The 26727-nt window shown below is 64.1% G+C and carries 19 protein-coding genes; 12 read left to right on the top strand and 7 right to left on the bottom strand.

Translation table 11 applies throughout. The features are described from left to right. The first annotated feature begins 26 nt into the window (after positions 1-26). Together ACIPZG_RS03235 and ACIPZG_RS03230 are read left to right on the top strand one after the other, a co-directional pair. Positions 27-443: a Spy/CpxP family protein refolding chaperone gene (locus tag ACIPZG_RS03235; protein WP_008091828.1), complete on the top strand. Its 417-nt coding sequence runs from the start codon at positions 27-29 to the stop codon at positions 441-443. Between the two features lie 60 nt (positions 444-503). Beyond that, positions 504-1844, top strand: a complete 1341-nt coding sequence (locus ACIPZG_RS03230; protein ID WP_400710133.1) for a sensor histidine kinase — start codon at positions 504-506, stop codon at positions 1842-1844. A gap of 120 nt (positions 1845-1964) precedes the next feature. On the opposite strand, the gene ACIPZG_RS03225 is transcribed toward ACIPZG_RS03230, so the two are convergent. Next, on the bottom strand, positions 1965-2522 hold the full coding sequence (locus ACIPZG_RS03225; protein WP_008091830.1) for an NAD(P)H nitroreductase: 558 nt from the start codon (positions 2520-2522) through the stop codon (positions 1965-1967). Between the two features lie 102 nt (positions 2523-2624). Here ACIPZG_RS03225 and ACIPZG_RS03220 point away from each other — a divergent pair, with 102 nt between their 5' ends. Then, positions 2625-4079: a TrkH family potassium uptake protein gene (locus ACIPZG_RS03220; RefSeq protein ID WP_400710129.1), complete on the top strand. Its 1455-nt coding sequence runs from the start codon at positions 2625-2627 to the stop codon at positions 4077-4079. Here the strand turns inward: ACIPZG_RS03220 and ACIPZG_RS03215 are convergent. Then, a complete protein-coding gene (locus tag ACIPZG_RS03215; RefSeq protein WP_400710126.1) occupies positions 4036-5097 on the bottom strand; it encodes an AraC family transcriptional regulator in 1062 nt (353 codons plus the stop codon). The two genes, ACIPZG_RS03220 and ACIPZG_RS03215, sit on opposite strands and share 44 nt — an antisense overlap. A 153-nt stretch (positions 5098-5250) precedes the next feature. Between ACIPZG_RS03215 and ACIPZG_RS03210 the strand changes: the two genes are divergently transcribed. Next, positions 5251-5562 carry a DUF962 domain-containing protein gene (locus ACIPZG_RS03210; protein WP_008091834.1) on the top strand — a complete coding sequence of 104 codons (312 nt, stop codon included), beginning with the start codon at positions 5251-5253 and terminating at the stop codon, positions 5560-5562. A 6-nt stretch (positions 5563-5568) separates the two neighbouring features. Here ACIPZG_RS03210 and ACIPZG_RS03205 read toward each other — a convergent pair whose 3' ends face one another. After that, positions 5569-6381: a UDP-2,3-diacylglucosamine diphosphatase gene (locus ACIPZG_RS03205; protein ID WP_400710123.1), complete on the bottom strand. Its 813-nt coding sequence runs from the start codon at positions 6379-6381 to the stop codon at positions 5569-5571. A 125-nt stretch (positions 6382-6506) separates the two neighbouring features. On the opposite strand from ACIPZG_RS03205, the gene ACIPZG_RS03200 reads away from it, so the two are divergent. Continuing rightward, on the top strand, positions 6507-7274 hold the full coding sequence (locus ACIPZG_RS03200) for an AraC family transcriptional regulator (protein ID WP_400710120.1): 768 nt from the start codon (positions 6507-6509) through the stop codon (positions 7272-7274). Positions 7275-7452: 178 nt separating this feature from the next. Beyond that, positions 7453-8343 (top strand): DMT family transporter, encoded by an 891-nt coding sequence (locus tag ACIPZG_RS03195; protein ID WP_400710117.1) that lies wholly within the window; start codon positions 7453-7455, stop codon positions 8341-8343. Here the strand turns inward: ACIPZG_RS03195 and ACIPZG_RS03190 are convergent, their stop codons facing one another. Next, entirely contained in the window at positions 8344-8625 is a 282-nt protein-coding gene (locus ACIPZG_RS03190; protein ID WP_008091843.1) for a SelT/SelW/SelH family protein, read from the bottom strand. 66 nt (positions 8626-8691) lie between these two features. Here ACIPZG_RS03190 and ACIPZG_RS03185 point away from each other — a divergent pair, with 66 nt between their 5' ends. Continuing rightward, positions 8692-10878: a patatin-like phospholipase family protein gene (locus ACIPZG_RS03185; protein WP_400710115.1), complete on the top strand. Its 2187-nt coding sequence runs from the start codon at positions 8692-8694 to the stop codon at positions 10876-10878. Between the two features lie 86 nt (positions 10879-10964). On the opposite strand, the gene ACIPZG_RS03180 is transcribed toward ACIPZG_RS03185, so the two are convergent. Next, positions 10965-11402 carry a MarR family transcriptional regulator gene (locus ACIPZG_RS03180; RefSeq protein ID WP_008091847.1) on the bottom strand — a complete coding sequence of 146 codons (438 nt, stop codon included), beginning with the start codon at positions 11400-11402 and terminating at the stop codon, positions 10965-10967. 138 nt (positions 11403-11540) lie between these two features. After that, entirely contained in the window at positions 11541-13685 is a 2145-nt protein-coding gene (recQ, locus tag ACIPZG_RS03175) for a DNA helicase RecQ (protein ID WP_400710113.1), read from the bottom strand. Positions 13686-13930: 245 nt separating this feature from the next. Here recQ and ACIPZG_RS03170 point away from each other — a divergent pair, with 245 nt between their 5' ends. Both ACIPZG_RS03170 and ACIPZG_RS03165 read left to right on the top strand, forming a co-directional pair. Next, positions 13931-14518, top strand: coding sequence for a YecA family protein (locus ACIPZG_RS03170; RefSeq protein WP_012315632.1), 588 nt, complete (start codon positions 13931-13933; stop codon positions 14516-14518). A 7-nt stretch (positions 14519-14525) separates the two neighbouring features. Beyond that, a complete protein-coding gene (locus tag ACIPZG_RS03165) occupies positions 14526-14891 on the top strand; it encodes a YbaN family protein (RefSeq protein WP_008091853.1) in 366 nt (121 codons plus the stop codon). 56 nt (positions 14892-14947) lie between these two features. Here the strand turns inward: ACIPZG_RS03165 and ACIPZG_RS03160 are convergent, their stop codons facing one another. Beyond that, complete coding sequence (locus tag ACIPZG_RS03160) at positions 14948-21202, bottom strand: retention module-containing protein (protein WP_400710110.1); 6255 nt, start codon at positions 21200-21202, stop codon at positions 14948-14950. 466 nt (positions 21203-21668) lie between these two features. On the opposite strand from ACIPZG_RS03160, the gene ACIPZG_RS03155 reads away from it, so the two are divergent. The 3 genes from ACIPZG_RS03155 (at position 21669) to ACIPZG_RS03145 (ending at position 26710) form a co-directional block, all read left to right on the top strand. Further along, entirely contained in the window at positions 21669-23042 is a 1374-nt protein-coding gene (locus ACIPZG_RS03155; RefSeq protein ID WP_400710107.1) for a TolC family outer membrane protein, read from the top strand. 54 nt (positions 23043-23096) lie between these two features. Continuing rightward, the gene (locus ACIPZG_RS03150; protein ID WP_400710870.1) at positions 23097-25232 is read left to right on the top strand and encodes a type I secretion system permease/ATPase; all 2136 of its coding nucleotides are present in this window, start codon (positions 23097-23099) and stop codon (positions 25230-25232) included. A 122-nt stretch (positions 25233-25354) separates the two neighbouring features. Further along, positions 25355-26710, top strand: coding sequence for an HlyD family type I secretion periplasmic adaptor subunit (locus ACIPZG_RS03145; protein WP_400710104.1), 1356 nt, complete (start codon positions 25355-25357; stop codon positions 26708-26710). Positions 26711-26727 lie beyond the last annotated feature (17 nt).

Genomic DNA, 26727 nt, shown 5'->3' with positions numbered 1-26727 from the left:
CACCGGCCTATGAAAGGAGAGACACCATGCGCAAGACCCTTATCGCCCTGATGTTCGCCGCCGCCCTGCCGACCGTGGCCATGGCCATGCCTGAAGGCGGCTCGCGCCACGACGGCCCGCATCATCGCGGTGATGCGCCTTTCGCCCAACTGGACCTGAGCCGCGAGCAGCGCCAGGAAATCCGCAAGCTGATGGGCGAGCAGATGAAAAACCGCCACGACATCACCGAACGCTACATGGCCAAACTGCCAGCCGCCGAACAGAAAGCCATGAAGGACGAGCTCAAGGCCAGCCACGACAAGACCGAAAGCCAGGTCCGCGCGCTGCTCAAGCCAGACCAGCAGAAGAAGTTCGACGAACTGCAGAAAGCGCGTGAAGCACGCAAGGCTGAATGGAAGGAATTCCAGGCCTGGAAAGCTGAAAAAGGCAACAAGGCCCAGTAAGCTGCCCCACCGACGCCCGGCCCGCGCCCTCGCGGGCCGGGCTTTTCCCGTTTACAGGAGGTGCTCTTGCGTTCTCTGTTCTGGCGCATCCTGGCCAGCTTCTGGCTGGCCATCACCCTCGTCGCTGGCTTGTCGATCCTGCTGGGCCATATGCTCAACCAGGACGCCTGGATCCTCAGCCGCCACCCAGGCCTCAACACCCTGGCCAGCCACTGGGCCAAGCACTACGAACAGGAAGGCGAAGCGTCTGCGCAGATGTTTCTGGAACGACGCAGAGAACGTTTCAAGATCGACGTGCAGGTGCTCGATGACAGTGGCGAGGCGGTGGTGCCCGGAACATTCCCGCGCCGTGCTGCAGCGTTCGAGGCGCGCCAGCACAATGACCAGCGCCGCCTGCCGTGGCGCCGCCTGACCGAGGAATACACCAGCCCCGAGAGCGGTGAAACCTACCTGCTGATCTACCGTATCCCGCACCCTGAACTGGACGCCTGGCACCGCGAGAGCCTGCTCTGGCCACTGAGCGCCCTGGGCATTGCCCTGGTGGTGTTGACCCTGTTCAGCCTGCTGGTGACCCTGTCCATCACCCGTCCACTGAGCCGCCTGCGCGGCGCCGTGCACGACCTCGGCCAGGCCAGCTACCAGCAGAACAGCCTGGCCCGCCTGGCGGCCCGGCGCGATGAGTTCGGCGTGCTGGCCAAGGACTTCAACAAGATGGGGGCCCGTCTGCAGAGCCTGATCGGCAGCCAGCGCCAGTTGCTGCGGGATGTTTCCCACGAACTGCGCTCCCCCCTGGCCCGCCTGCGCATCGCCCTGGCCTTGGCCGAACGGGCCGAGGCCGATCAACGCCAGGCGCTGTGGCCACGCCTGACCCGCGAGTGCGACCGCCTGGAAGACCTGATCAGCGAGATCCTGACCTTGGCCCGGGTCGATGCCGAACAGGCGCATGCCGAGCCCGTCGACCTGAATGCCTTGCTCGGCAGCGTGCGCAAGGATGCCCAGCTCAGCGCACCGGAGCAGGAGGTGAAGCTGGAGGCGCAGCCAGGGCTGACCCTGCAGGGCTGGCCGACCTTGATCGAGCGGGCCGTGGACAACCTGCTGCGCAACGCCTTGCGCTTCAATCCGCCGGGGCAGCCGATCGAGGTTCGCGCCGAGCGTGAGCAGGATCGGATCGTGGTGAGCGTGCGCGACCATGGACCGGGGGTGGCTGCGGAGCATCTGGCGCAGTTGGGTGAGCCGTTCTTCCGCGCGCCGGGGCAGGATGCGGCGGGACATGGGTTGGGATTGGCGATTGCGCGCAAGGCGGTAGAGCGCCATGGCGGCAGCCTGGTGCTGGAGAATCATCCGCAGGGTGGGTTCCTGGCCCAGCTGGAATTGCCGCTAGCAGTGGAGATTGGCAGCTGAATTGATGCCAGGTTTTCCGGCCTCTTCGCGGGACAAGCCCGCTCCCACAAGTACCCTGCTGACCTCAAGCTCAGTGGAAAACCTGTGGGAGCGGGCTTGTCCCGCGAAGCAGTCAGCACATCACTCGCCCCAGGCGCTGACGAACGCTGCAGTCTCCAGCACCGGCGCCGTGCGCGGCTCGGCCAGCGGCGTACCGACATACAGGTAACCGATCACCTCCTCGTTCTCGGCCATCCCCAGTCCCTTGTGCACAAAGGCATCGAAGGCCATGTCGCCGGTGCGCCACACCGCGCCGATGCCCTGGGCATGGGCGGCGATCAGGATGCCATGAGCCGCACAGCCCGCCGCCAGGCGCTGCTCGGACTTGGGTACCTTGAAGTGGTCCTGCAACTTGGCGATCACCACGATCAGCAACGGCGCACGCAACGGCATGGCACGTGCCTTGTCCAGCGCAGCCTGGCTCGCTTCGCCCTTGTTCTGCAGCGCCTGGGCGAACAGCTCACCGAGTTTCTCGCGGCCCTGACCCTCGATGGTCAGGAAGCGCCACGGCCGCAGTTGACCGTGGTCTGGCGCCCGCAGCGCCGCCTGGAACAGCGCCTCGCGCTGGGCAGCATTGGGCGCAGGTTCGGTCAGGCGTGGCACGGAAACACGGTTGAGCAATGCGTCGAGAGCCTCCATCGGCTACCCTCCTGGCTGGTAAATGTGCGGCCATTCTAGCGTTTACATCACCAGACCCATAGGTAGAATGGCGCCCTTCCGTTCAGAGTCAGAGCAGATCACATGGCCTTGCCGACCTTAAGGATCATTGGTTTCATCATCGGCATCTTCCTCATCACCCTGGCAGTCAGCATGGTCGTACCCATGGCGACCCTGGTGATCTTCGAGCGCACCGGCGACATGCCGTCGTTCCTCTGGTCGAGCCTGATCACCTTCGTCGCCGGCCTGGCGATGGTCGTGCAGGGCCGACCGGAACATGTGCACCTGCGCCCGCGCGACATGTACCTGCTCACCGTCAGTAGTTGGCTGGTGGTGTGCGTGTTCGCTGCCCTGCCCTTCCTGCTGACCCAGCACATCAGCTACACCGATGCCTTCTTCGAGAGCATGTCCGGCATCACCGCCACCGGCGCGACAGTGCTCAGCGGGCTGGACACCATGTCGCCGGGTATCCTGATGTGGCGCTCGATGCTGCACTGGCTCGGCGGCATCGGCTTCATCGCCATGGCCGTGGCGATCCTGCCGCTGCTGCGCATCGGTGGCATGCGCCTGTTCCAGACCGAGTCCTCCGACCGCTCGGAAAAGGTCATGCCGCGCTCGCACATGGTCGCCAAGTCGATCGTCGGGGTCTACGTCGGTTTTTCGGTGCTCGGCGCCGTGGCCTTCTGGTGGGCCGGCATGAAACCGTTCGATGCGATCAACCACGCCATGTCGGCGATCTCCACCGGTGGGTTCTCCACCTCGGACCAATCCCTGGCGAAATGGGACATCCCGGCGGTGCACTGGGTCGCCGTGGTGGTCATGATCCTCGGCAGCATGCCGTTCACCCTTTACGTGGCCACCCTGCGCGGCAACCGCAAGGCGCTGATCCGCGACCAGCAGGTCCAGGGGCTGCTCGGCATGCTGGTGGTCACCTGGCTGGTGCTGGGCACCTGGTACTGGGCCACCACCAACCTGCACTGGCTGGATGCCTTGCGCCATGTGGCGCTGAACGTGACATCGGTGGTCACCACCACCGGCTTTGCGCTGGGCGACTACAGCCTGTGGGGCAACTTCTCGCTGATGCTGTTCTTCTACCTGGGCTTCGTCGGTGGCTGCTCCGGCTCCACCGCCGGCGGCATCAAGATTTTCCGCTTCCAGGTGGCCTACATCCTGCTCAAGGCCAGCTTGAACCAGTTGATCCACCCGCGCGCGGTGATCAAGCAGAAATACAACGGCCACCGCCTCGACGAAGAGATCGTGCGTTCGATCCTGACGTTCTCGTTCTTCTTCGCCATCACCATCTGCGTGATGGCTTTGCTGCTGTCACTGCTGGGCGTGGACTGGATGACCGCGCTAACGGGCGCCGCTGGCACCGTCTCGGGTGTCGGCCCGGGCCTTGGCGAAGTGATCGGCCCTTCGGGCAACTACGCCTCGCTGCCGGATGCCGCCAAGTGGATCCTCGCCAGCGGCATGCTGCTCGGTCGCCTGGAGATCATCACGGTGCTGGTGTTGTGTATGCCGGCGTTCTGGCGTCACTGAGTACCATGGGTTCCGCGCCCAGACGGGAGCGGAATTCGCTTGGGGTAACGTCGAACCAGCGACGGAACGCCCGGTAGAAGTTGCTGGGGTCGGCAAAACCCAGCAGGTAGGCGGTTTCCAGCAGGGTCATGCCTGGCTGGGCGAGGTATTGCTCGGCCAGCTCGCGGCGGGTGTCGTCCAGCAGCGCCTGGAAACTGGTGCCCTCTTCCTGCAAGCGGCGCTGCAAGGTGCGCTGGGACAGGTGCAGGGCCTGGGCCAGGGTCTCCCGCTTGGGCTCGCCCTGGGGCAAGATGCGGCACAGCACCTGGCGTACACGGTGGGTTACCCGACTTTCGGAAAAACGCGCCAGGTATTCGCCGGCGAAGCGGTCATGCAGCACCGCCATCGCTTCGTTGGCAGTTGGCAGCGGGGCTTCCATGTCGGCGCGTTCGAATATCAGCGCATCGTGGGCGGCTCCGAACACAAGGGGCGAATGGAACGCCACCTTGTACGGTTCGATGTTCTTCGGTTGCGGCCCCTGGATCAGCACCCGCCTGGGCTGTATGGGGCGGCCGCTGAGCCACTTGCTCAGGGCCAGTGCGCACGCCAGCGATGCCTCCGAGCTGTGCCGGGTCGTCGGCAGATGATCGCCATGCACGGTAAGGATCAGGGAATAGCCTTCGGGGCCCAGGCGGAAGCTCAGGTCTGAACTTTCGGCGATGATGCGCTGATAGCGCACCAACCGTTCGAAACCTTCGGCCAGGGTGCGACTCGACATCAACGCATAGCCCACCACATGGAACGATGCCGGCCGCACCACCCGCGCCATGTTCAGGCCGATGGCTTCATTGCCGGACAGTTCCACCGCCAACTGCCACAGGCGGGTCATGGAGTCTTGCGGAAAACGCGCATCCGGGTCATCGAGGGCGGCGAAGTCGAGCCCGAGTTGCTTGAACATGGCACGGCAATCGAGCCCTTCCAGCTCGAGTGCCTTGACGATCCCTGATGCCCAGCTGGCTGACGTGGTTCTCTCACTCATGACAGGCTTCTTATGCTGACCGCTTCATGCGGTGAACCTAAGGATACTCAATTGGCGCCTATTGTCACTGGCCGGCTCCGTCAGTGACTCTAGACTCGATTCAGGCTCCACGCCGTGTATCCTGTCAAAAAGTGATAATCCCGGAGCATTGCGATGAACAGCACAGCGCAGTTTCGCAGTTTTGCCGAGTTCTACCCGTACTACCTGGGGGAGCACAGCAACCCCACCTGCCGACGCCTGCACTTCGTCGGTACCAGCCTGGTCATTGCCCTGCTGGCCTACACCATCGGCAGTGGCAAGTGGTTGCTGCTCTTGGCCGTGCCGCTGTTCGGCTATGGCTTCGCCTGGGTCGGGCACTTCTTTTTCGAGAAAAACCGGCCGGCCACCTTCAAGCACCCGCTGTACAGCCTGATCGGCGATTTCGCGATGTTTCGCGACATCCTGCTGGGCCGCATCAGCCTCTAGGGCGCCTCAGGCAGGTTCGCGCAGCGCGGCAGCCTGCTCGGCATGCCGCGCCTGAGCATCGGCCAGCCGATACAACTCGATGCTGCCGTCCCAGTGCTCGATCAATGCCGTGCATGACTCGACCCAATCGCCACAGTTGAGGTACTCCACCTCGCCGACCCTGCGGATTTCGGCATGGTGGATATGCCCGCACACCACCCCGTGAAAACCCCGCCGGGTGCATTCGTGGGCAATGGCGTCCTCGAAGTCGCTGATGAAGTTCACCGCGCCCTTGACCTTGTGCTTGAGGTAGGCCGACAGCGACCAGTAGCCATAGCCGTAGCGCGCCCGCCAATGGTTGAGCCAGCGGTTGAGTACCAGGGTGACCTCGTAGGCACGGTCGCCAAGGAAGGCCAGCCAGCGGTGATAGCGGGTAATCACGTCGAACTGGTCGCCGTGGATCACCAGCAGCCGGCGGCCATCTGCCGTCAGGTGCTCGGCCTCGTCCACCAGCTGAATGTTGCCAAGCATCAACTTCGAATAACGGCGCAGAAACTCGTCGTGGTTGCCCGTGACGTAGATCACCTCGGTGCCACGCTTGCTCATGGTGAGCAAACGGCGGATCACATTGGTATGGGCTTGCGGCCAGAAGATACCGCCGCGCAATTTCCAGCCGTCGATGATATCGCCGACCAGGTAGATGCGATCGGCCTGATAAGCCTTGAGAAACTGCGACAAGTGTTCAGCCTGACAATCACGGGTGCCCAGGTGAACGTCGGAAATCCACAACGTGCGCACACGTTGCTTGCGTGAAGGGCGAGAGAGTTCGACGTGGGTCATGGGCGGGCTCCGGCGCTGTTTGCTGGAGACTGGCAGGCCCAGGTGACAGGTTGGTGGCAGCGATGTGACGGGTGATGAGGGGTCGGGAATGGGGCACAATGGTTGCCTGCCCTGCGAGGACGCCCATGACCGCCGGCCCGATTCTTTCCCTGCGCCATTACCGCGACGACCTGATCGCCCACAGCCACGAGCACCCACAACTGGTGTTCGGCCTGCAGGGTCGCCTGGATTTCGAGGTGCAGGGGCAAGGGGCGCGGGTCGCTCGCCAGGGCCTCATGGTCGTACCTGCCGGCACTCATCACAGCTGTGGTAGTGACACCGGCAGCCACTGCCTGGTGCTCGATGTGCCAGGCGATCATTGGTTGCACGAGCAACTGGGTGAGCATGCCGACGCCAGTCGCCGCCTGCTCGACCGCCCTGCGGCCCTGGGCCTGGACAACCGTCAGCAGCAACTGGTGGACTGGCTGGCGGCAAGCCCGGTGGACGACCCGCTGATTGCCCGCCAAGGTGCGGTGCTGCTGTTGGCCAGCTTGAATCCCACGGCTTCGGCCACGGTTACGCCCAGCCATCGGCTGCCTTATGCCGCGTTCGACAGCCATATCGAACGCCACGCTGCATACCCGCTGCAGGTCGCTGATCTTGCGCGTATCGCAGGGCTGTCCAGCGCCCGGCTGCATGCGCGCTTCACCGTCGAATGCGGGATGACGCCGATGGACTATATCCGCCAGCGGCGGTTGCTCAAGGCGCGGCAGTTGGTGCGACAGACTGCGCTGCCGATGGGGGAGATCGCGGCGCAGGTTGGCTACAGTTCGCAGAGTGCGTTCTCGGCGGCGATGCTGCGCGCGTTCGGCTGTTCGCCAGTGGCGTTGCGGCGAGAGTCTGGCGACAACTGAGGCGAGTCTTGCGACAGACCGAGCAAGCCTGAGGTTTTACACTGCGCCTGTACCGGCTCTATCGCCGGCAAGCCGGCTCCCACAGGAACATCACAAGCTTGAGGACTGTGCTGTACCTGTGGGAGCCGGCTTGCCGGCGATAGGGCAGGCAAATACAACGAAGATCGCAAGGACCACCATGAACCACCGCACCGCCCTCGGGGCCCTGCACATCGGCGCACTGTTCTTCGGCCTGACCGGCGTGTTCGGCAAACTGGCCGCCAGCGCCAGCCCGGCCATCATCGTCTTTGGTCGCGCCGCTTTCGCCGTGCTCGCGCTGGCCCTGTTCGCCAGCCTCACCGGCCCCGGCTGGCAACGCCTGAGCGGGCGCGACATGCGCCGCCTGCTGCTCGGCGGCGTGCTGCTGGCCGGCCACTGGGTCAGCTTCTTCATCGCCGTCAAGGTCGCCGGTGTGGCGATCGCCACCCTCGGCTTCGCCAGCTTCCCGGCATTCACCGTGATCCTCGAAGGCTTGCTGTACCGTGAACGCATCCGCCGCAACGAAGCCGTACTGGTGGTGCTGGTCAGCATCGGCCTGATCCTGGTGACGCCGTCCTTCGACCTGGCCAGCGAAGCCACCGGCGGGCTGCTCTGGGCCCTGCTCTCGGGCCTGCTGTTCTCGCTGCTGTCACTGACCAACCGTGCCGGCTCCGGGCGCTTGCCCGCCGTGCAGGCAGCGCTGTGGCAGAACCTGGTGGTCGGCCTGTGCCTGCTGCCGGTGGCCGCGCCAGGCCTGGGTGCGGTGGCGACCAAGGATTGGCTGTGGATCGCCCTGCTCGGCATCTTCTGCACCGGTGTCGCCCACAGCCTGTTCGTCGCCAGCCTGGCGGTGATCAAAGCACGCACCGCCGCCGTGGTATTCGGCATGGAGCCGGTCTACGGCATTGCCGTGGCCTGGGTGGTGTTCGCCGAGACACCAACCTTGCGCATGCTGCTTGGCGGTGCGCTGATCATCTTCGCCATCGTGCTGTCCAGCCGCCTGGCCGCCGAACCGTCAACCAAACAGCCCACGCTGGCCGAGGGCGCCTGATCAGCGATCGTTGTGGCCCAGGTCGCGCTGCGGGTCGATCTGGTCTCGCACCCGCTGCTTCAGCACCTTGGCCTCGGGGAAGCCACCATCGGCCTTGCGCTCCCAGATCTGCACGCCTTGGCAGGTAATACGGAAGACCCCGCCCGTGCCAGGTTCCAGCGCCACCCGGGCAAGGTCGTCGGAAAAGGTGCTGAGCAGCTCCTGGGCCAGCCAGGCCGCGCGCAGCAGCCACTGGCACTGGGTGCAATAGGTGATGACAATTTCCGGCTTGCTGTGGGCCATGGTCAAGGTTCTCCAGGTAGGGGCCGCTTATACTAGCGGTCTTTAGCCCAGGTTTTGAGACTCACGATGCACCGCCTGCTGTTCTGCCTTCTGCTGACGCTCACCTCCATCACCGTGCTCGCCGCCGAGCCAGTCCGCCCCAAGGTCGGCCTGGTGCTCTCCGGTGGTGCTGCCCGGGGCCTGGCCCATATTGGCGTGCTCAAGGCCCTGGAAGAACAGGGCGTGCGCATCGATGCCATCGCCGGCACCAGCATGGGCGCGGTGGTTGGCGGGCTGTATGCCTCCGGCTACAGCGTCGAGGAGCTGGAGAAACTGGCCACCACGCTCGACTGGCAACAGGCGCTGTCCGACGCACCGCCGCGCAAGGACGTACCGTTCAGGCGCAAGCAGGATGACCGCGACTTTCTGGTCAAGCAGAAGCTGAGCTTTCGCGATGACGGCAGCCTCGGCCTGCCGCTGGGTGTGATCCAGGGCCAGAACCTGGCCCTGCTGCTGGAAAGCAAGTTGGCCCACACCGCCGACACCCGCGACTTCGACAAATTGCCGATCCCCTTTCGCGCCGTGGCCACCGACATCGCCAGTGGCGAGAAAGTGGTGTTCCGCAAGGGTCACCTGCCCCAGGTGATCCGCGCCAGCATGTCGATCCCGGCGGTGTTCGCGCCGGTAGAGTTGGATGGCCGTCTGCTGGTGGACGGTGGCATGGTCGACAACATCCCCGTGGATGTGGCCCGCGACATGGGCGTTGACCTTGCCATCGTGGTCGATATCGGTACACCGCTGCGCGACCGCAAGCAGCTGGCCACGGTGGTCGATGTGCTCAACCAGTCGATCACCCTGATGACCCGGCGCAATTCCGAGGAGCAACTGGCCAGCCTGCACCGCGACGACATCCTTATCCAACCGCAGCTGGCGGCCTTCGGCGTCACCGATTTCGGCCGTGCCCACGACATGATCGAAGCCGGCTACCGCGCCGCGCAGCTGCTCGAACCACGCCTGGCCGCCCTTCGCCAACCCGAAGGCGATGCAGAGCTTGCGGTGGCGCGTTCGCCACGCCAGCGCACGCCCGTGATCACCGCCATTCGGGTGGAGAACGACTCCAAGGTCAGTGACGACGTGATCCGTTACTACATCCGCCAGCCAATTGGCGAGCCGCTGGAACTCGATCGCCTGCAGACTGACATGGGTACCCTGTATGGCCTGGACTACTTCGACCGGGTGCAATACCGCGTGGTGCATAAAGGCGATGACAACACCCTGGTGATCAACGCCCGTGGCAAGCGCAGCGGCACCGATTTCCTGCGTCTGGGCCTGAACCTGTCGGATGACCTGCGCGGTGACAGCGCCTTCAACCTGGGCGCCAGCTACCGGGTCAATGGCATCAACGAGCTTGGTGCCGAGTGGCTCACCCGCGCGCAGATCGGTGACCAGCAAGAACTGTACAGCGAGTTCTACCAGCCGCTGGACGTTGGCTCGCGTTATTTCATCGCACCTTATCTGGACTTCAGCTCACAAAACATCGAAGCGACCCTGGACGACGACCCGATCGCCGAATACCGGCTGGAACGCTACGGTTTCGGCCTCAACTTCGGCCGGCAGATCGGCACCTATGGCGAAGTGCGCCTGGGGGCCGGCAAGGCCTGGGGCGAAGCCGAGGTGCGCATCGGTGACCAGGACCTGCCCAAGGTCAGTTTCAACGAAGGCTTCTATGAGCTGAAATATTCGTTCGACACCCTCGACAACGTGTACTTCCCGCACAGTGGCGAGGACATCGGCCTGACCTTGCGCAAGTACGACAAGTCGCTGGACTCCGACAACGCGTACCGACAATGGCTGTTCAATCTGGACAAGGCCTTCAGCAGCGGGCCGAACACCTGGGTAGTCGGTGGACGCTATGGACGCACGCTGGACGAAACCGATGTGGTGACGTCGAGCTTCGTGATTGGTGGTGCACGGGAGCTGTCGGGGTTCCGCCAGGATTCGGTATCAGGGCAAAACCTGAGCCTGATGCGCATGGTCTACTACCGCCGCCTGACACCGCGCGCCTACGTGCCACTGGACTTCCCGCTGTATATCGGGGGTTCGCTGGAGCGTGGGCGGGTCTGGAACAACGACAACGAATTCGACAGTGGCTATATCAATGCGGCCAGCATCTTCCTGGGGCTGGAAACGCCGTTGGGGCCGCTGAACCTGAGTTATGGCGCCAACAGCGCGCATGAGCAGGCGGTGTATCTGAACCTGGGGCATACCTTTTAGATCGCAATCGCCGGCAAGCCGGCTCCCACAGGGCTCGGTGCGATCCTTGTGGGAGCCGGCTTGCCGGCGATTGGGCCGTTGCAGGTTCAGGTTTTTTCCAGGTTGCCCAGAATCTTCGCATGCACCCGCATGCACACCTGCAGATCCGCCTCGTCCACCCCGGTAAACAGCTCCAGGCGCAAGGCATTGGCAATGGTCTCGATCTGCTCGATCAACGGTTTGGCCGGCGGGCACAACAGGATCTTCTTGGCGCGGCGATCTTCCAGCACCGCCTGGCGGCGCACCAACCCCTGATTCTCCAGGCTGTCGAGCAGGCGCGCCAGGGTCGGGCCTTCGACGCCGACACTCTGGGCCAGTTCGCGCTGGGTGGGCGCCTCTTCGAAACGGGCAAGGTGCAGCAACACCAGCCAGCGCGCCTGGGACAGGTTGAGCCCAGCCAGGCGGCGATCCAGTTCGGCACGCCAGCCCCGGGACATCTGGGCCAGCTGCATGCCAAAGCGGTGTTGGTTGTCGGTCAGGGGCATAAGTAACTCATGGACTAGAACTAATTATTAGCCAGCTAACCATGTCCCGTGCCATCAGGCAAGGCTGGGCGCCTCACAAACGGCCGATATTCGTCAAAAAGGGTGTCTCAGGTCAGTAGATGTCCGAAATGTCTTCAATCACAACTCGAATTCCGCCGCCAATGCTGAGCGCACGCAGTGCAGCACCCCGTCCGGTACCCGAGCGCCGAACAGGGGCGCAATGGCCGACACCGGCGGCAGCTCCCCTTCGCCATCGAGGAAGGCATCCTGCACCTCCATCAGCAAGTCTTCCGGCAGATCCAGTGCCTGATCCAGGCTCAGTTCCCGACGGCCGATGGCTTCGGCCAGCAGGCTGTAGACGTTCTTCTCGCTGCAGTTGAGCTGACCGGCGATCTGCGCGGGGGTCATGCCGGCGCGGGCCAGGCTGACCAGCTCGTGGCGCAGGTCGAGCACCACTTTCGGGGCCTCCTCGGTGCCACCGGCACCGTTGAGCACTTCGAGGAAGGCCTGGCCGTAACGCTCCAGCTTGCGTGCGCCCACACCGCTGACCTGGGCCATGTCGCTGAGGCTGGTGGGCTGGCTGCGCAGCATCTCCAGCAAGGTGGAGTCGGGGAAAATGACGTAAGGCGGCACGCTGTGTTCCTCGGCCAGCTTGCGCCGCAAGGTGCGCAGGGCCTCCCACAGTTCGCGCTCCTCGGCCCGCACCAGCTGGCTGGCCGGGCTGCCGCCGCTGGAGGACGCCTTGGCCACGGTCTGCGGCTTGAGGTCGCGGCGCAGCTGCAGGGTGACCTCGCCACGCAGCAGTGGCCGGCAGCTGTCGGACAGGCGCAGGCCGCCGTAGCCTTCCAGGTCGATGTCGACCAGGCCGCGCGCCACCAGCTGACGGAACAACGAACGCCATTCAACCTCGGCGAGCGTCTTGCCGACGCCGAATACCGAGAGTTTCTCGTGGCCGAAATTGCGCACCTTTTCGGTGTCCTTGCCCAGCAGTACATCGACCAGGTGACCCACGCCATAACGCTGCCCCGTGCGGAACACCGCCGACAATGCCTGGCGTGCAGGCTCGGTAGCGTCCCAGGTCTGGATCTGGTCGACGCAGTTGTCGCAATGCCCGCACGGCTGCTCGAGCACCTCGTCGAAGTAGGCCAGCAACGACTGCCGGCGGCAGCGCGTCTCTTCGCACAGGGCCAGCATAGCGTCGAGCTTGTGCTGCTCGATGCGCTTGTGGCGCTCGTCACCCTCGGAGTTCTGCAGCATCTGCTTGAGCATCACCATGTCCTGCAGGCCGTAGGCCATCCAGGCGTCGGATGGCAGGCCATCACGGCCGGCACGGCCGGTTTCCTGGTAGTAGGCTTCCAGCGACTTGGGCAGGTCGAGGTGGGCGACGAAACGTACGTTGGGCTTGTCGATCCCCATGCCGAAGGCAATGGTGGCGACCATGATCAGCCCTTCTTCATTGAGGAAGCGGTGCTGGTTGGCGGCACGCGTTTCAGCGGCCAGGCCTGCGTGGTAGGGCAACGCCGGGAAGCCTTGCTCGCAGAGGAATGCCGCGGTCTCGTCGACCTTCTTGCGAGACAGGCAGTAGACGATGCCGGCATTGCCACGGCGCTCGCCCAGGAAGGCCATCAACTGCTTGCGCGGCGACTCCTTGGGGACGATGCGGTAGAAGATGTTCGGCCGGTCGAAACTCGACAGGAAGCGTTCGGCCCCCTGCAGGTGCAGGCGCTGGACGATCTCCTCGCGGGTACGCATATCGGCCGTCGCGGTCAGGGCGATACGCGGCACATGCGGGAACAGTTCGGCCAACTGGCCGAGCTGCAGGTATTCAGGCCGGAAGTCGTGGCCCCATTGCGACACGCAGTGGGCCTCGTCGATGGCGAACAGGGCGATGTCCATCTCGCGCAGGAACTCCAGCATACGTGGCTGCACCAGGCGCTCCGGCGCCAGGTAGAGCATCTTCACTTCGCCACGGCGCAGGCGCCCGGCCAGGTCGCGCTGCTGCTCCGCGCTCAGGGTGGAGTTCAGCGCCGCGGCGGCGACGCCCAGCTCGTCCAGCGTGGCGACCTGGTCGTCCATCAGCGCGATCAGCGGCGACACGACCACCGTCAGCCCCGGGCGCAGCAACCCCGGCACCTGGAAGCACAACGACTTGCCACCGCCAGTGGGCATCAGCACCAGCGCATCGCCGCCGCTGGCCACGCATTCGATGATCGCTGCCTGGCGCCCACGGAAACTGTCGTAGCCGAAGATATCCTTGAGAACGCGCTGAGCCTGTTCGAGCATGTGCAACTCCAAATCGCCGTACCATCCTGGACACAGGCTGGACGAAAAAACCGCTCCGCACACGCCAAATGCGTAAGCGGCTTTTGCCAGATGGCCGGGAAACCCCGCCCCTGCATGAAAAATCGCGGAGTATACCGCAGTGCCGCTTCACGCAGGATGCCCGGGTGACAGACGTTCCCTTTGCACCGCCGTCGCTGCAAGGTGCTAGAATTCACTATCGTTTATTCCCCCAAGGTAGCCCTGTAATGTCCTTCGCCGAGCAACTGACCCGCCTGCAAGCCTTCCTCGACGCCGATGAGCTGCACGAAGAAGCGCTGGACTACGTCGCCGCCCACGGCTACCTGACCGCGCTGTCGATCTGCTCGGAAGACGTCCCCGAGCGTGAATGGATCGACGCGCTGTTCGCCGAAGAGCCCCATTACGCCAGCGATGCCCAGCGCACCGAGATCGAAGCGACCCTGGTAGCACTGAAGGGCCACATTGCCCGCCAGCTGGCCAGCGACGAAGAATTCGACCTGCCCTGCGACCTGGACCTGACCGACGAGCCGGACGATTCCGACCTGCGCGGCTGGTGCATCGGTTTCATGGAAGGCGTGTTCCTGCGCGAGGAAGCCTGGTTCGAGAACGCCGAAGAGGAAGTCAGCGAGATGCTGCTGCCGATCATGGTTGGCTCGGGCCTGTTCGACGAGCAGCCAGAGTTCGCCGACATCGCCAGCAATGCCAACCTGCAGGACGACATGATCGTGCAGATCCCCGAGGCGCTGAGCGCACTGTTCCTGCTGCTGCACGCCCCTGACGAGAAGCCGGCGCTGCTCAAGCCACGCCACCACTGAGTCGGCCGTGCGCTACCTGTTGCTGGCCATCGGCTGGCTCAGCGTCGCGCTGGGGGTGCTGGGGATCTTCCTGCCGGTGTTGCCCACTACCCCCTTCCTGCTGCTGGCGGCCGCCTGCTTCGCTCGCAGCTCGCCCCGCTTTCACCATTGGCTGGTCAACCACCCAAGACTTGGGCCGTGGATCCGTGACTATTTGAGTGGCGAGGGCATTCCGCTCAAAGGCAAGGTCTACGCCATCGGGCTGATGTGGGCGAGCATTGGCCTGTCCTGCTACCTGGTGCCGCTGTTCTGGGCGCGGGCGTTCATGCTCACCAGTGCGGTGCTGGTGAGCTTGTACATCCTCAAGCAGAAGACCTTGCGCAGGCCTGGCTGAGCTGCGTTGTCTGCACTGGCCCTATCGCCGGCAAGCCGGCGATAGGGCCATTAGCTTCACACCGTATCCACCTTCAACGAATGATCATTGAGCATCCCGTTGATGATGGTCGCCGTGTCATGCCCCGCCGAGATCACCCCACCCGCCCCCGCCGTCACCCCGTAATGCTGGGCCAGATCCACACCCGCCAGGTCGATGGTCTGTACCGGTGCCGCGCCTGCCGTGCTGCTGACCTCGATGGTCGACACCACATTGGTTCCCGCACCGCTGACCTTGAAGTGCAGGTAATCGTCCAGCGACGTCGCCGTGGCGTGCTCGCCCTGCAGCAGCTGCGACAGGTCAAGCTTGTCGCTACCCGGCGTGAAGTCGGTGACCGTGTCATGACCGCTGTCACCTTTCTGCCAGACGAAGGTGTCGTTGCCGCTGCCCCCCGTCAGGGTGTCGTTGCCTGCCCCACCGATCAGAATGTCGTTGCCTTTGCCGCCGTCGATCAGGTTGTCGTGGCTATCGCCGATCAAGGTGTCGCCGTAGTCCGAACCGATCAGGTTATGAATGCCATTCAAGGTCTGGATGCCTGCACCTCCGGTGTCCTGCGCCCCTTCGTGGCTCAGGTCGACGGTCACTGCGCCCTTGGCCTGGACGAAGGTGGCCGTGTCATGTGCCCCCTGATGAGTGGGCTCATGGCTTTCCTGCGACGCGACATCCATCGCGCTGGAGAGGCCTGCAGCGCCATGCTCACTGGCACCACCGTCATGCGAGGCCGGCTGTTGCGCATTGGCGTAGTCGAGGACCAGGCTCAGCCTGACGCTTTCCCCCACCTGGCTGGCAGCCGCCGGGGTGCTCAACTGAATGCTGTACACCCCGTCGTGACTGGCCGTGAAGCTGTCGCCAGCCGCAATGGCCTGATAGCTGCCACCACCGTCCTTCCATTCCATCAGCACATTGCCATCGTGCTGGTCATGGTTCAGCTGCAAGGTTTCACCCTTGCGCAGGCTGACAGTGAACACCTCTTCAGCGCTGCCCTGAGCGCTGCCCATCGCCCCCAGGTAACCCAGCACCACCAGCGCTGCAGTCATGCTGCTGGCATCGAAGCTGAATGCGCCGCGCTCGACCACCCGCTCCTGCCCCCGTCCATAGCCATCACTGCACCCGGAGATCGAGTAGTCATGCACATTGACGGTGATGGTCGTGGTGCTTTCGTCGCCATCGCCATCGCGGAGGGTGTAGACGAATTTGTCGATCGCATCACGCGGCGCGGCGACGTTGGGGTCGGAGTGGTAGACCGCATTGCCCCTGGCATCCAGGGTGAGGTAGCCGTACTGCCCATACACGTGGGTGCCGAGCTGGCCGATGGCCGAGGTGGAGGTATCGCTGCCGGCGCGCACACCGACCACGTAGCCGCAGTCGCTCGGCACGTCGGCGCCGATCACGTCGTTGCTCAGCACGTTGCCACTGACCTCGCCACCCTTGCCGACACTCGCAAAATCGCAATGGGCCTGCGGTACGTCGTCGACGATGGTGATGTTGACGGTGCTGGTGGTCCAGTTCCCTACCGTGTCTTCAACGCGGTAGATGAAGGACTCGGTTACCGTGTTCGCACCGTCATTGGCATGCACCGGTGAATTCGCCGGCGACGTCAGGGTGTAGGTGTAGGATCCATCGGCATTCAGATGGATCTGCCCGTACAGACCCACGGCGCTGCCGATCAGGGTGTAGGTCAGCGCCCCCACGCCACCACCGACCTGTCCGACCAGGCTGCCGGTCGCGGTTTCAGCGGTCGAGCAAGGGTCACTGCCGTTGACATTGCCAGCCGCCAGGTCATGGCCGTCCTGGTAGTAGTCCAGCGCCTTCTCGTACACCGCCACGCCACCGTCGCCGCAAGGGTTCAGCGAGTGGTCGTGGACATTGATGGTCACGGTCGCCGTGCTCTCGTCGCCATCGGCATCACGAATGGTGTAGACGAAGGTGTCGAGTGCATCGCGCGGTGCCACGGCATTGGGGTTGGAATGGTATTCGGCGTTGCCCTGGGCATCGATGGTCAGGTAGCCGTACTGACCTTTGACCTGCATGTTGAGCTGGCCGATGGCCGAGGTCGAGGTATCGCTGCCGGCACGCACACCGATCACATACTGGCCGTCATGGCGAACATCGGCACCGACCACGTCGTTGTACATCACATTGCCGCGTACCACGTCGCCCTTGCCCACGCTGACGAAATCGCAATGGGCCTGCGGCACGTCATCGACAACGGTGATGGTCACGGTACTGGTGGTCCAGTTGCCCACCGTGTCCTCCACGCGGTAGGTGAAGGACTCCGTGACGGTATTGGCGCCATCGTTGGCATGGGTCGGCGAGTTCGCCGGCGATGTCAGGGTGTAGGTGTAGGAGCCGTCCGCGTTCAGGTGCATCTGGCCATACTGGCCCACCGCATTACCGACCAGGGTGTAGGTCAAGGCCCCGACGCCCCCTGCGACCTGTCCGACCAGGCTGCCACTTGCGGTTTCGCGGGGCGAGGTCGGGTCACTGCCCGTGACGCTGCCGGCGGCCAGGTCGTTGCCGTCCTTGTGCAGGTCCAGGGCGCTCTCGTAGACCGCCACGCCGCCGTCGGTGCAGGGCTGCAGCGAGTGGGTGTGCACGTTGATGGTGACGGTGGTGGTGCTCTCGTCGCCGTCGGCATCGCGAATGGTGTAGACGAAGGTGTCGAGCGCATCGCGCGGTGCCACGGCATCGGGGTTCGAGTGATACTCCGCGTTGCCCTGGGCATCGATGGTCAGGTAGCCGTACTGACCTTTGACCTGCATGTTGAGCTGGCCGATGGCCGAGGTCGAGGTATCGCTGCCGGCACGCACACCGATCACATACTGGCCGTCATGGCGAACATCGGCACCGACCACGTCGTTGTGCATCACGTTACCGCGCACCACGTCGCCCTTGCCGACACTGACAAAATCGCTGTTGGCTGTCGGCACGTCGTCGACGATGGTGATGACGATGCTGCTGGTGGTCGAGTGGCCGAGCGAATCCTGCACCTGGTAGGTGAAGGTTTCGGTCACCGTGTTAGGCCCATCGTTGGCGTGGGTCGGCGAATTGGCCGGCGAGGTCAGGGTGTAGGTGTAGGAGCCGTCGGCATTGAGGTGAATTTGCCCATACTGGCCCATGGCATTGCCGACCAGGCTGTAGGTCAGCGCGCCGACCCCGCCACTGGTCGAACCGGCCAAGGTGCCGGAAGCGGTCTCCTGGGTAGAGCCCGGGTCACTGCCCGTGACACTGCCGGCGGCCAGGTCGTTGCCATCCTTGTACGTGTCCAGCGCCTTTTCGTAGACCGTGACGTCGTGGTCTTCGCAGGTCATCAACGCGCTGTGCACATTGATGGTGATGGTGGTGGTGCTCTCGTCGCCGTCGGCATCGCGAATGGTGTAGACGAACGTGTCGATGGCATCCCTGGGCGTAGCGATGTTGGGGTTGGAATGGTACTCGGCGTTGCCCTGGGCATCGATGGTCAGGTAACCGTACTGGCCGTTGACCTGCATGTTCAGCTGACCGATGGCCGAGGTCGACGTATCGTTGCCGGCGCGCACGCCGACCACGTACTGGCCGTCATGGCGAACATCGGCACCGACCACGTCGTTGTCCATCACGTTGCCGCGCACCACGTCGCCCTTGCCGACGCTGGCGTAGTCGCAATGGGCCTGCGGCACGTCGTCGACGATGGTGACGGTGATGGTGCTGGTGGTCCAGTTGCCCAGCGCGTCCTCGACCCGGTAAGTGAAGGTTTCCGAGACGGTATTGGCACCGTCGCTGGCATGGGTCGGCGAGTTCGCCGGTGAGGTCAGGGTGTAGGTGTAGGAGCCATCCGCGTTCAGATGGAGCTGACCGTACTGGCCCACGGCATTGCCGACCAGGCTGTAGGTCAGCGCACCGACACCGCCACTGGCGGCCAGTGTCCCGGTGGCCGTTTCGCCGGTCGAACCAGGGTCGCTACCGGTGACGGTGCCTGCGGCCAGGTCATTGCCGTCCTTGTGCAGGTCCAGCGCCTTCTCGTAAACCGTGACGTCACGGTCATCGCAGGCCATCAACGAGTTGTGCACGTTGATGGTGATGGTGGTGGTGCTCTCGTCGCCGTCGGCATCGCGGATGGTGTAGACGAAGGTGTCGAGCGCATCGCGAGGCGAAGCGATATTGGGGTTGGCGTGGTACTCGGCGTTGCCCTGGGCGTCGATGGTCAGGTAACCGTACTGGCCGTTGACCTGCATGTTCAACTGACCGATGGCCGAGGTCGAGGTGTCGTTGCCGGCACGCACGCCGACCACATACTGGCCGTCGCTGCGGGTGTCGGCACCGACCACGTCGTTGTACATCACGTTGCCGCGTACCACATCGCCCTTGGCCACGCTGACGTAATCGTCATGAGCCTGCGGCAGGTCGTCGACGATGGTCACCTGCACGCTGCCAGTGGCCTGGCTGCCGTCGATATCCTGGGCGATCACCTGGAACTGCTCGGTGATGACGTTGCTGCCCTCGCCGGCGGGGTGCTGTTCGTTGTCCAGCAAGGTGTAGCTGTAGCTCACCACGCCGGTGCCGGGGTCGTAGCCGGTAATCGTCAGGGTGTTGCCTTCAGGGGTGACGATCGATTGCGGGAAGCCCACCGCCACGCCACCGCTGACCACACTGATGCCACCCACACTCAGGCTCTGCAGGCCGTCTGGCGCAGTGACCTTGAACGTGCCTTGCTGGGTCAGGGCGCTGGCATCGGGTGCGCTGCCGTCGTGCAGGTTCTTCTCGTAGACGGTCAGGCGGCCACCTTGCGTGTCCAGGCCATCGATCTGCACCCCGTCGTCGAGGTTGCTGATGTTCAGGGTCAGGGTCGCGCTACTGGTGTCGCCGTCGGCATCCTTGATGGTGTAGGTGAAGGTTTCCACCCCATGTCCGCCGCCGCCCAGGTGCTTGAAGCCCGGGTCGCTGGTGTTCAGGGTGTAGGTGTAGGTGCCGTCCGCGGCCAGCACCAGCGTACCGTAAGCGCCGGTGTAGGTGCCGGCGATCACCGGGCCTCCCGGTACCCGGTCGGCACCCTGGATGTCATTGCCCAGCACGTTGCCGGTCAACTCGGTGTGCTGCTCGCTGGCGTTGACAGGGTTGCTGTCATCCACGGCCCTGGGCACGTCGTCGCGAATGCTGATTTGCAGCGAGCCTTGGGCCACATCGCCGTCGCTGTCGCTGACCAATACCTGCAGGTATTCGTTCAGCGAATTGGTTCCGGCGCCATCGGCATGCTGCTCGGCACCGGTCAGGGTGTAGCTGTAGGTCACTACGCCGGTTGCCGGGTCGAAGCCCGTGATGACCAGGGTATTGCCAAGGCCCGTGGTGATCGACTGACCAACACCAGTAACCACACCGCCCGTCACCACGTTGATGCCACCCACGCTGAGGTTGAACACACCGTCCGGCGCCAGCACGGTGAAGCTGCCGTGCTGGGTCAGGGCCGCTGGGTCGCTCGCCGAACCCAGGGGCAGGTTGGCCTCGTTCAGCTCCGAGCCACCGGGGGTGAGCTGCAATTCAACCGGGTGGTCTGGGTCGACAGGTGTCACCGGAGGATTGGGGTCCACGGGTGGATTGGGATCGACAGGGGGATTGGGATCGACAGGGGGATTGGGGTCGACAGGGGGATTGGGGTCGACAGGGGGGGTGGGATCGCCGGGCGGATTGGGCTGACCAGGTGGCAAGCCGCCGTCGGGCCCGGTGCCCTCTCCGTTGCCATCGCCGCCATTGTCGATACCTGGGCCTGGCAGGTTGCTGCCCTGGTCGTTTCGCAGGTCACCGACATAGCGATTGGCAAGCTCTGGGATGCCATTGAAACCCGCCGTCGGGAAGCCCACCACCGGATCGACATGGGCCCCCACTTCACTCAGCATCACGAAACTGTGCCCGCCGCCCAGTGCGCCCGGAGCGCCGGTACCAGTGGGCCCGGCAGCAGTCGCTTCACCCACGTCGCTGGGGTCGGCACCCGCGGCAATCGCCTGCTGGATGCGTTCCACATCACTCAGTTGCGCCTGGCTTGGTGGTCCGTCCTGGACCTGTGCAGGGGTGGCCTGGCTGGCCAGCAGGTCCGGGGTCATCTGCAGGCTGCTGTCACGCCCCAGCGTCAATTCGGCGCCGCTCTGCAAGTGCACGGCCACCGCGCCGGCGGCACCGGTCTGCAACTGCTCGCCCGCGAACAGGCGATCACCTTCGATCAAGGGACGGCGGCTACCGTCACTGCCAACGGCATAAACCTGACCAATCACCTTGCTGACCACACCGACCAACTTCGCCATGACACACGCCTCCCCTAACCGACTGGCTTGTTCAGCCAGTGAAATCGCGGGTGGGGCGGCAGCGCCTGGAGTTGCGACTGTCTCAACGGTGAGAATCGTTCTCTCAAGCTACTACTTTGGCGATAGGACTAATGTAATTTGGCCATCAAAATCTGCCAAATTTTTGTCGCCAAATTCCGCTTTCACCACTTCATCCCGCGTCCTTAGCCGTAAAAAATCTGGAACTCTCTCGGAAGCTTGAAAACCGCGTCTTCCAGCGGCTTCCAAATTTACTTGAATGAAACAATGTCTTGGTTTCGATAGACCGCATAAGTTTTTTTTCGCATAGGATTTATGAAGAAATCTTCTTAGCTCGCGCGTTAAATGTTCTTAGCTCTGTTGTTACAAACATGAAACGGTTTGAACAATAAATATCGTCATTTTTTTGGCGAACGCAGGAACTTTTGAGATCAGGGAGAAGTACCCCATGCGCGTATTCAACCCCATCACCAGCGCAATTCTGTTGGCCATGGCGTGCGCCAACGTTCAGGCGATGTCACTCAGCGAAGCCGTCCAGAACGCCGTGGACCATCACCCGGAAATCAGCGCCAGCCGTAACAACCGGCTGTCGGCGGACGAAGATGTGAAATTCGCGCGTGGCGGGTACTACCCATCGGTCGACCTGGTTGCCGGCTATGGCCGCCAGCGCTCGGACAACATCAACACCCGCCGCCTGAACCCCGACGGCACCACCGACCACAACAAGGAAACCCTCAACTACACCCAGTCGGAGCTGCGCCTGCGGCAGATGCTGTTCGACGGGTTCAACACCCCCAATGAAGTCGGCCGCACCGAAGCCGTGGTCAATTCGCGCGCCTACTACACCCAGGCCACCGCCGAAACCGTAGCCCTGCGCGCCATCGAGGTGTACCTCGAAGTGCTCAAGCGCCGCGAGCTGGTGACCCTGGCCAAGAACAACCTGCAAGCCCACCTGCGGGTCAACGACCAGATCGGCTTGCGCAGCGAGCGGGGGGTCGGCAGCACCGCCGACCTCGACCAGTCCCGTGCCCGTCGCGCGCTGGCCGAAAATAACCTGGATACCGCCGAAGTCGACCTGGCCGACGCCGAAGCCAACTTCTACAGCGTCGTCGGGCGCATGCCCGACGAGCTGGACACCCCGGTCACCATCAAGGGCGAAGTGCCTACCGGCCTCGACCTGGCGCGCCAGGGCATGCTGGAAAACAACCCTTACCTGAAATCGGCCCAGGCCGACGTCAACGCCGCCGAGCAGCAGTACGAAGTGGCCAAGTCGCCCTTCTACCCGCGACTGGATGCCGTGCTGGCCACGGGCGCCAACAACAACATCGGCGGCGAGAAAGGCCACAGCAACAACGATTGGCAAGCCGGCGTCGAACTCAGTTACAACCTGTTCCGGGGTGGCAGCGACAAGGCCCGCCTGCAATCCGACGCGCACAAGATCAACCAGGCCATGGACATCCGCAACAACGCCCTGCGCGAGCTGACCGAAAACCTCAGCCTGGCCTGGAACGCCATGAACAACGCGCGCAAGCAAACCCCGACCGCCCGCGAATACGCCGAAACCACCCAACGCGTGCGTGCGGCCTACCAGGACCAGTTCGGCCTCGGCCAGCGAACCCTGCTCGACGTGCTCGACAGCGAAAACGAGCTGTACAACGCCAACCGCCGCTACACCGAAGTGCGTTACACCGAGGAGTACTCGATGTACCGGGTGCTGGCGACCATGGGTGAGCTGCTGAGCAAACAACGCATCTCGCTGCCACCGGAAGCCATCGCCCAGAGTGAAGTACGCAATCAGGCGAAGCTGCCCGACATGCGCTAAGCGCCAGGCGTCACACCCCATCCACCGAGGCGGGAGTAGTTCATCGTGACCAGTATGCAAAGCGCGCAGCCGCGCCCCGATGTCGATGACCCGCTGCTCGATGGCTTGCTGATCCTGTGCCGCCTGCATGGCTGCGCGGCCAGCCGCACCAGCCTCAGCAGCGGCCTGCCCTTGGCCCAGCAGCGCCTGAGCGCGGACCTGCTGCCCAGGGCGGCGGCCCGTGCCGGCTTGCAAGGGCGCGTGCTGGCGCGTGAACTGGATGCCATCTCCGCGCTCAACCTGCCCGTGCTGCTGCTGCTCAACGATGGCCGCAGCGCTGTGCTGCAGCGCTGGGGTGAAGATGGCCGGGCGCTGATCCTGCCCTGCGAGGCCGGCGGTGGCGAGCAGTGGATCGAACGCGAGGCGCTGGCCCAGGCCTACACCGGGCATGCCCTGTTCGCACGGCCACGGCATACCTTGGAGAACCTGCGCTCGCCGTTGCTGCCACGGGTCGACGCCTGGTTCCGCGACACCCTGCGCCATTCCCGCTGGCTGTACGGCGATGCCCTGCTGGCCAGCCTGCTGATCAACCTGCTGGGCCTGATGGTGCCGCTGTTCGTCATGCAGACCTACGACCGCGTCGTGCCCAATCAGGCGCTGTCGACCTTGTGGATGCTGGTCGCCGGCCTGTTCATCGGCACCGCTTTCGAACTGGTGCTGCGCATGGTCCGCGCCCATTTGCTGGACCAGGCCGGCAAGAAGACCGACCTGATCCTCTCCGCCACTCTGTTCGAACGCATCACCGGCATGGCCATGAAGGCCAAGCCCGCCACCATCGGCGGCTTCGCCCAAAGCATCCATGACTTCCAGGGCCTGCGCGAATTCCTTACCGCCGTGACCCTGACCAGCATCATCGACCTGCCGTTCGTTGCCCTCATGCTGCTGGTGATCGGTTTGCTGGGCGGCTGGCTGGTGCTGATCCCGCTGATCGCCTTCCCGCTGGCGGTGGGCTTCGCCCTGCTGATCCAGGCACGCCTGCGCGATACCGTGCAAAAGAGCCTGAGCCTCGGCGCGGTACGCCAGGCGCTGTTGATCGAAACCCTCGGCGGCCTGGAAACCCTCAAGGCCTGCGGCGCCGAGAGCGAGCGCCAGTACCAGTGGGAACACACCAACGGCGCCATCGCCCGGCTCGACGCCCACGCCCGCAACCTGTCGTCGCTGGCCAGCAACGGCACCTTGTTCATCCAGCAGTTCTGCGGCATGGCGACCATCGTCGCCGGGGTGTACAGCATCATCGCCGGCAACCTCAGCGTCGGCGCCCTGGTCGCCAGCTACATGCTCGGCAGCCGCGTGCTGGCACCGCTTGGCCAGATCGCCGGGCTGATCACCCGTTACCAGCAGGCGCAATTGACCATGCGCAGTACCGACGCGCTGATGGCCCTGCCCCAGGAACGCCAGACCGAGCAGCAGGCCCTGGAGCACACCACGCTCAAGGGCGGCCTGGCCCTGAGCCATGTCAGCTTCCGTTACCCGGGGCAAACCAGCCCGGCACTGCAGGACGTGAGCCTGACGATCAAGCCCGGCGAGCGCATCGGCATCATCGGCCGCAGCGGTTCGGGCAAGAGCACCCTGGGCCGCTTGCTGATGGGTTTCCATCACCCTGACGAAGGCCAGGTCCTGCTGGACAACCTCGACCTGCGCCAACTGGATATCGCCGACCTGCGCAGCCAGCTTGGCTATGTCGCCCACGACCTGCCGCTGCTGGCCGGCAGCCTGCGCGACAACCTGATCCTGGGCGCCCGCCACGTCAGCGATGCGCGCATGCTCGAAGTGGCCGAACTGACCGGCGTCAGCGAGCTGGCCCGGCAGCACCCGCACGGCTTCGACCGCCCGGTGGGCGAGCGCGGCCAGCTGCTTTCCGGCGGCCAGCGCCAGGCCGTGCTACTGGCCCGCGCGCTGCTGCTGGAGCCGCCGATCCTGATCCTCGACGAACCCACCAGCCATATGGACAACAGCAGCGAAGAGCAGCTGCGCCAGCGCCTGTCGACCTGGGTGCCGGGCAAGACCCTGCTGCTGGTCACCCACCGCACCTCGATGCTCAATCTGGTGGACCGGCTGCTGGTGCTGGACAACGGCAAGATCGTCGCCGACGGGCCGAAGGATGCCGTCATCGACGCCCTGCGCAAGGGCCGCATTGGCGCGGCGTTGTAATGCTGATGCCGAAAGGCTCCCACACGAATCGCGTCAGCTTTTAGACATTGAGCAAGACAGTTGCTCCCACAACCGGCCCCGCTGGGTCAATCCGTTATGTGCTGTTCTATGAGAGTTAGGCCATGAACCCAAGCCATAGCGTGCGCAGCTCCCACACAGGCTCCGACAAGCGCGCCGAGCGCGACTACATGCCGGAACTGGCCGGTGCCACCCTGCAGGATTCGCCCCGCCTGTCGCGCCTGACCGTATGGCTGGCGGCGGCACTGCTGCTGGTGGCGCTGGCCTGGGCCAGCCTGGCGGTGCTCGACGAAGTGACCGTTGGCGAAGGCAAGGCGATCCCGTCGAGCAAGGTGCAGGTGGTGCAGAACCTTGAAGGCGGCATCGTGACCGAGATTTTCGTACGCGAGGGGCAAATGGTCGAAAAAGGCGCCACGCTGTTGCGCCTGGACGACACCCGATTCAAGTCCAACAAGGGCGAAAGCGAAGCCGATCGTTATGCCTTGACCGCCCAGGTGGAGCGGCTGTCAGCAGAATCCGAAGGCCGCCCCTTCGTGCTCTCCGACGAAGTGCGCGCCAAGGCCCCCCAGGTGGCCGAGGACGAGACCGCCCTTTACGACTCGCGCCAGCGCCGGCTGGCCAGTGAAAAGCAGACCCTCAACGAACAGCTGCGCCAGAAGACCCAAGAACTGGCCGAATTTCGCTCCAAGGTCGAGCAATATCGCTCCGCTGTTGGCCTGCTGCAGCAGGAGCTGGACATGTCAGCGCCGCTGGTGAGCAAGGGTGCCGTTTCGCCGGTGGAGATCCTGCGCCTCAAGCAGCGGACGGTCGAAGCCCGCGGCCAGCTCAACGCCACCAGCCTGGCCATCCCCCGCGCCGAGGCGGCGGTGGCGGAGATCCGCAGCAAGATCCAGGAGTCCGATGCGAGTTTCCGCTCGGACGCGGCCAAGGATCTCAACGAGAAGCGCACGGAGCTGTCGAAGATCACCGCCACCAGCATCGCCATCGACGACCGGGTCAACCGCACCACGGTGGTGTCGCCGGTACGCGGTATCGTCAAGCTGCTCAAGGTCAACACCATCGGCGGCGTGGTGCAGCCGGGCAGCGACCTGGTGGAGATCGTGCCGATCGAGGACAACCTGCTGATCGAGGCCAAGGTGCGGCCGCAGGATGTGGCGTTTCTGCACCCGGGACAACCGGCGATGGTCAAGTTCAGTGCCTATGACTACACCATCTATGGCGGGTTGAAAGCCAAGCTTGAGTTGATCGGTGCCGACACCGTCACCGATGACAAGGGCAATGCGTTCTACCTGATCCAGGTGCGGACCGACAAGAACCACCTGGGTGGGGATAACAAGCCGCTGCTGATCATCCCGGGGATGGTGGCCACGGTGGATATCATCACCGGGCAGAAGAGTGTGCTGGATTACCTGCTCAAGCCCGTCCTAAAGGCCAGGACCGAGGCATTACGCGAGCGCTGAGTTGTCATCACCGGCCC

It is taken from the genome of Pseudomonas sp. NPDC089395 (genome assembly GCF_044749525.1).
Lineage (GTDB): Bacteria > Pseudomonadota > Gammaproteobacteria > Pseudomonadales > Pseudomonadaceae > Aquipseudomonas.
The sequence above is the reverse complement of the archived record's forward strand: the minus strand, read 5'-3'. Positions and strand labels throughout refer to the sequence as shown.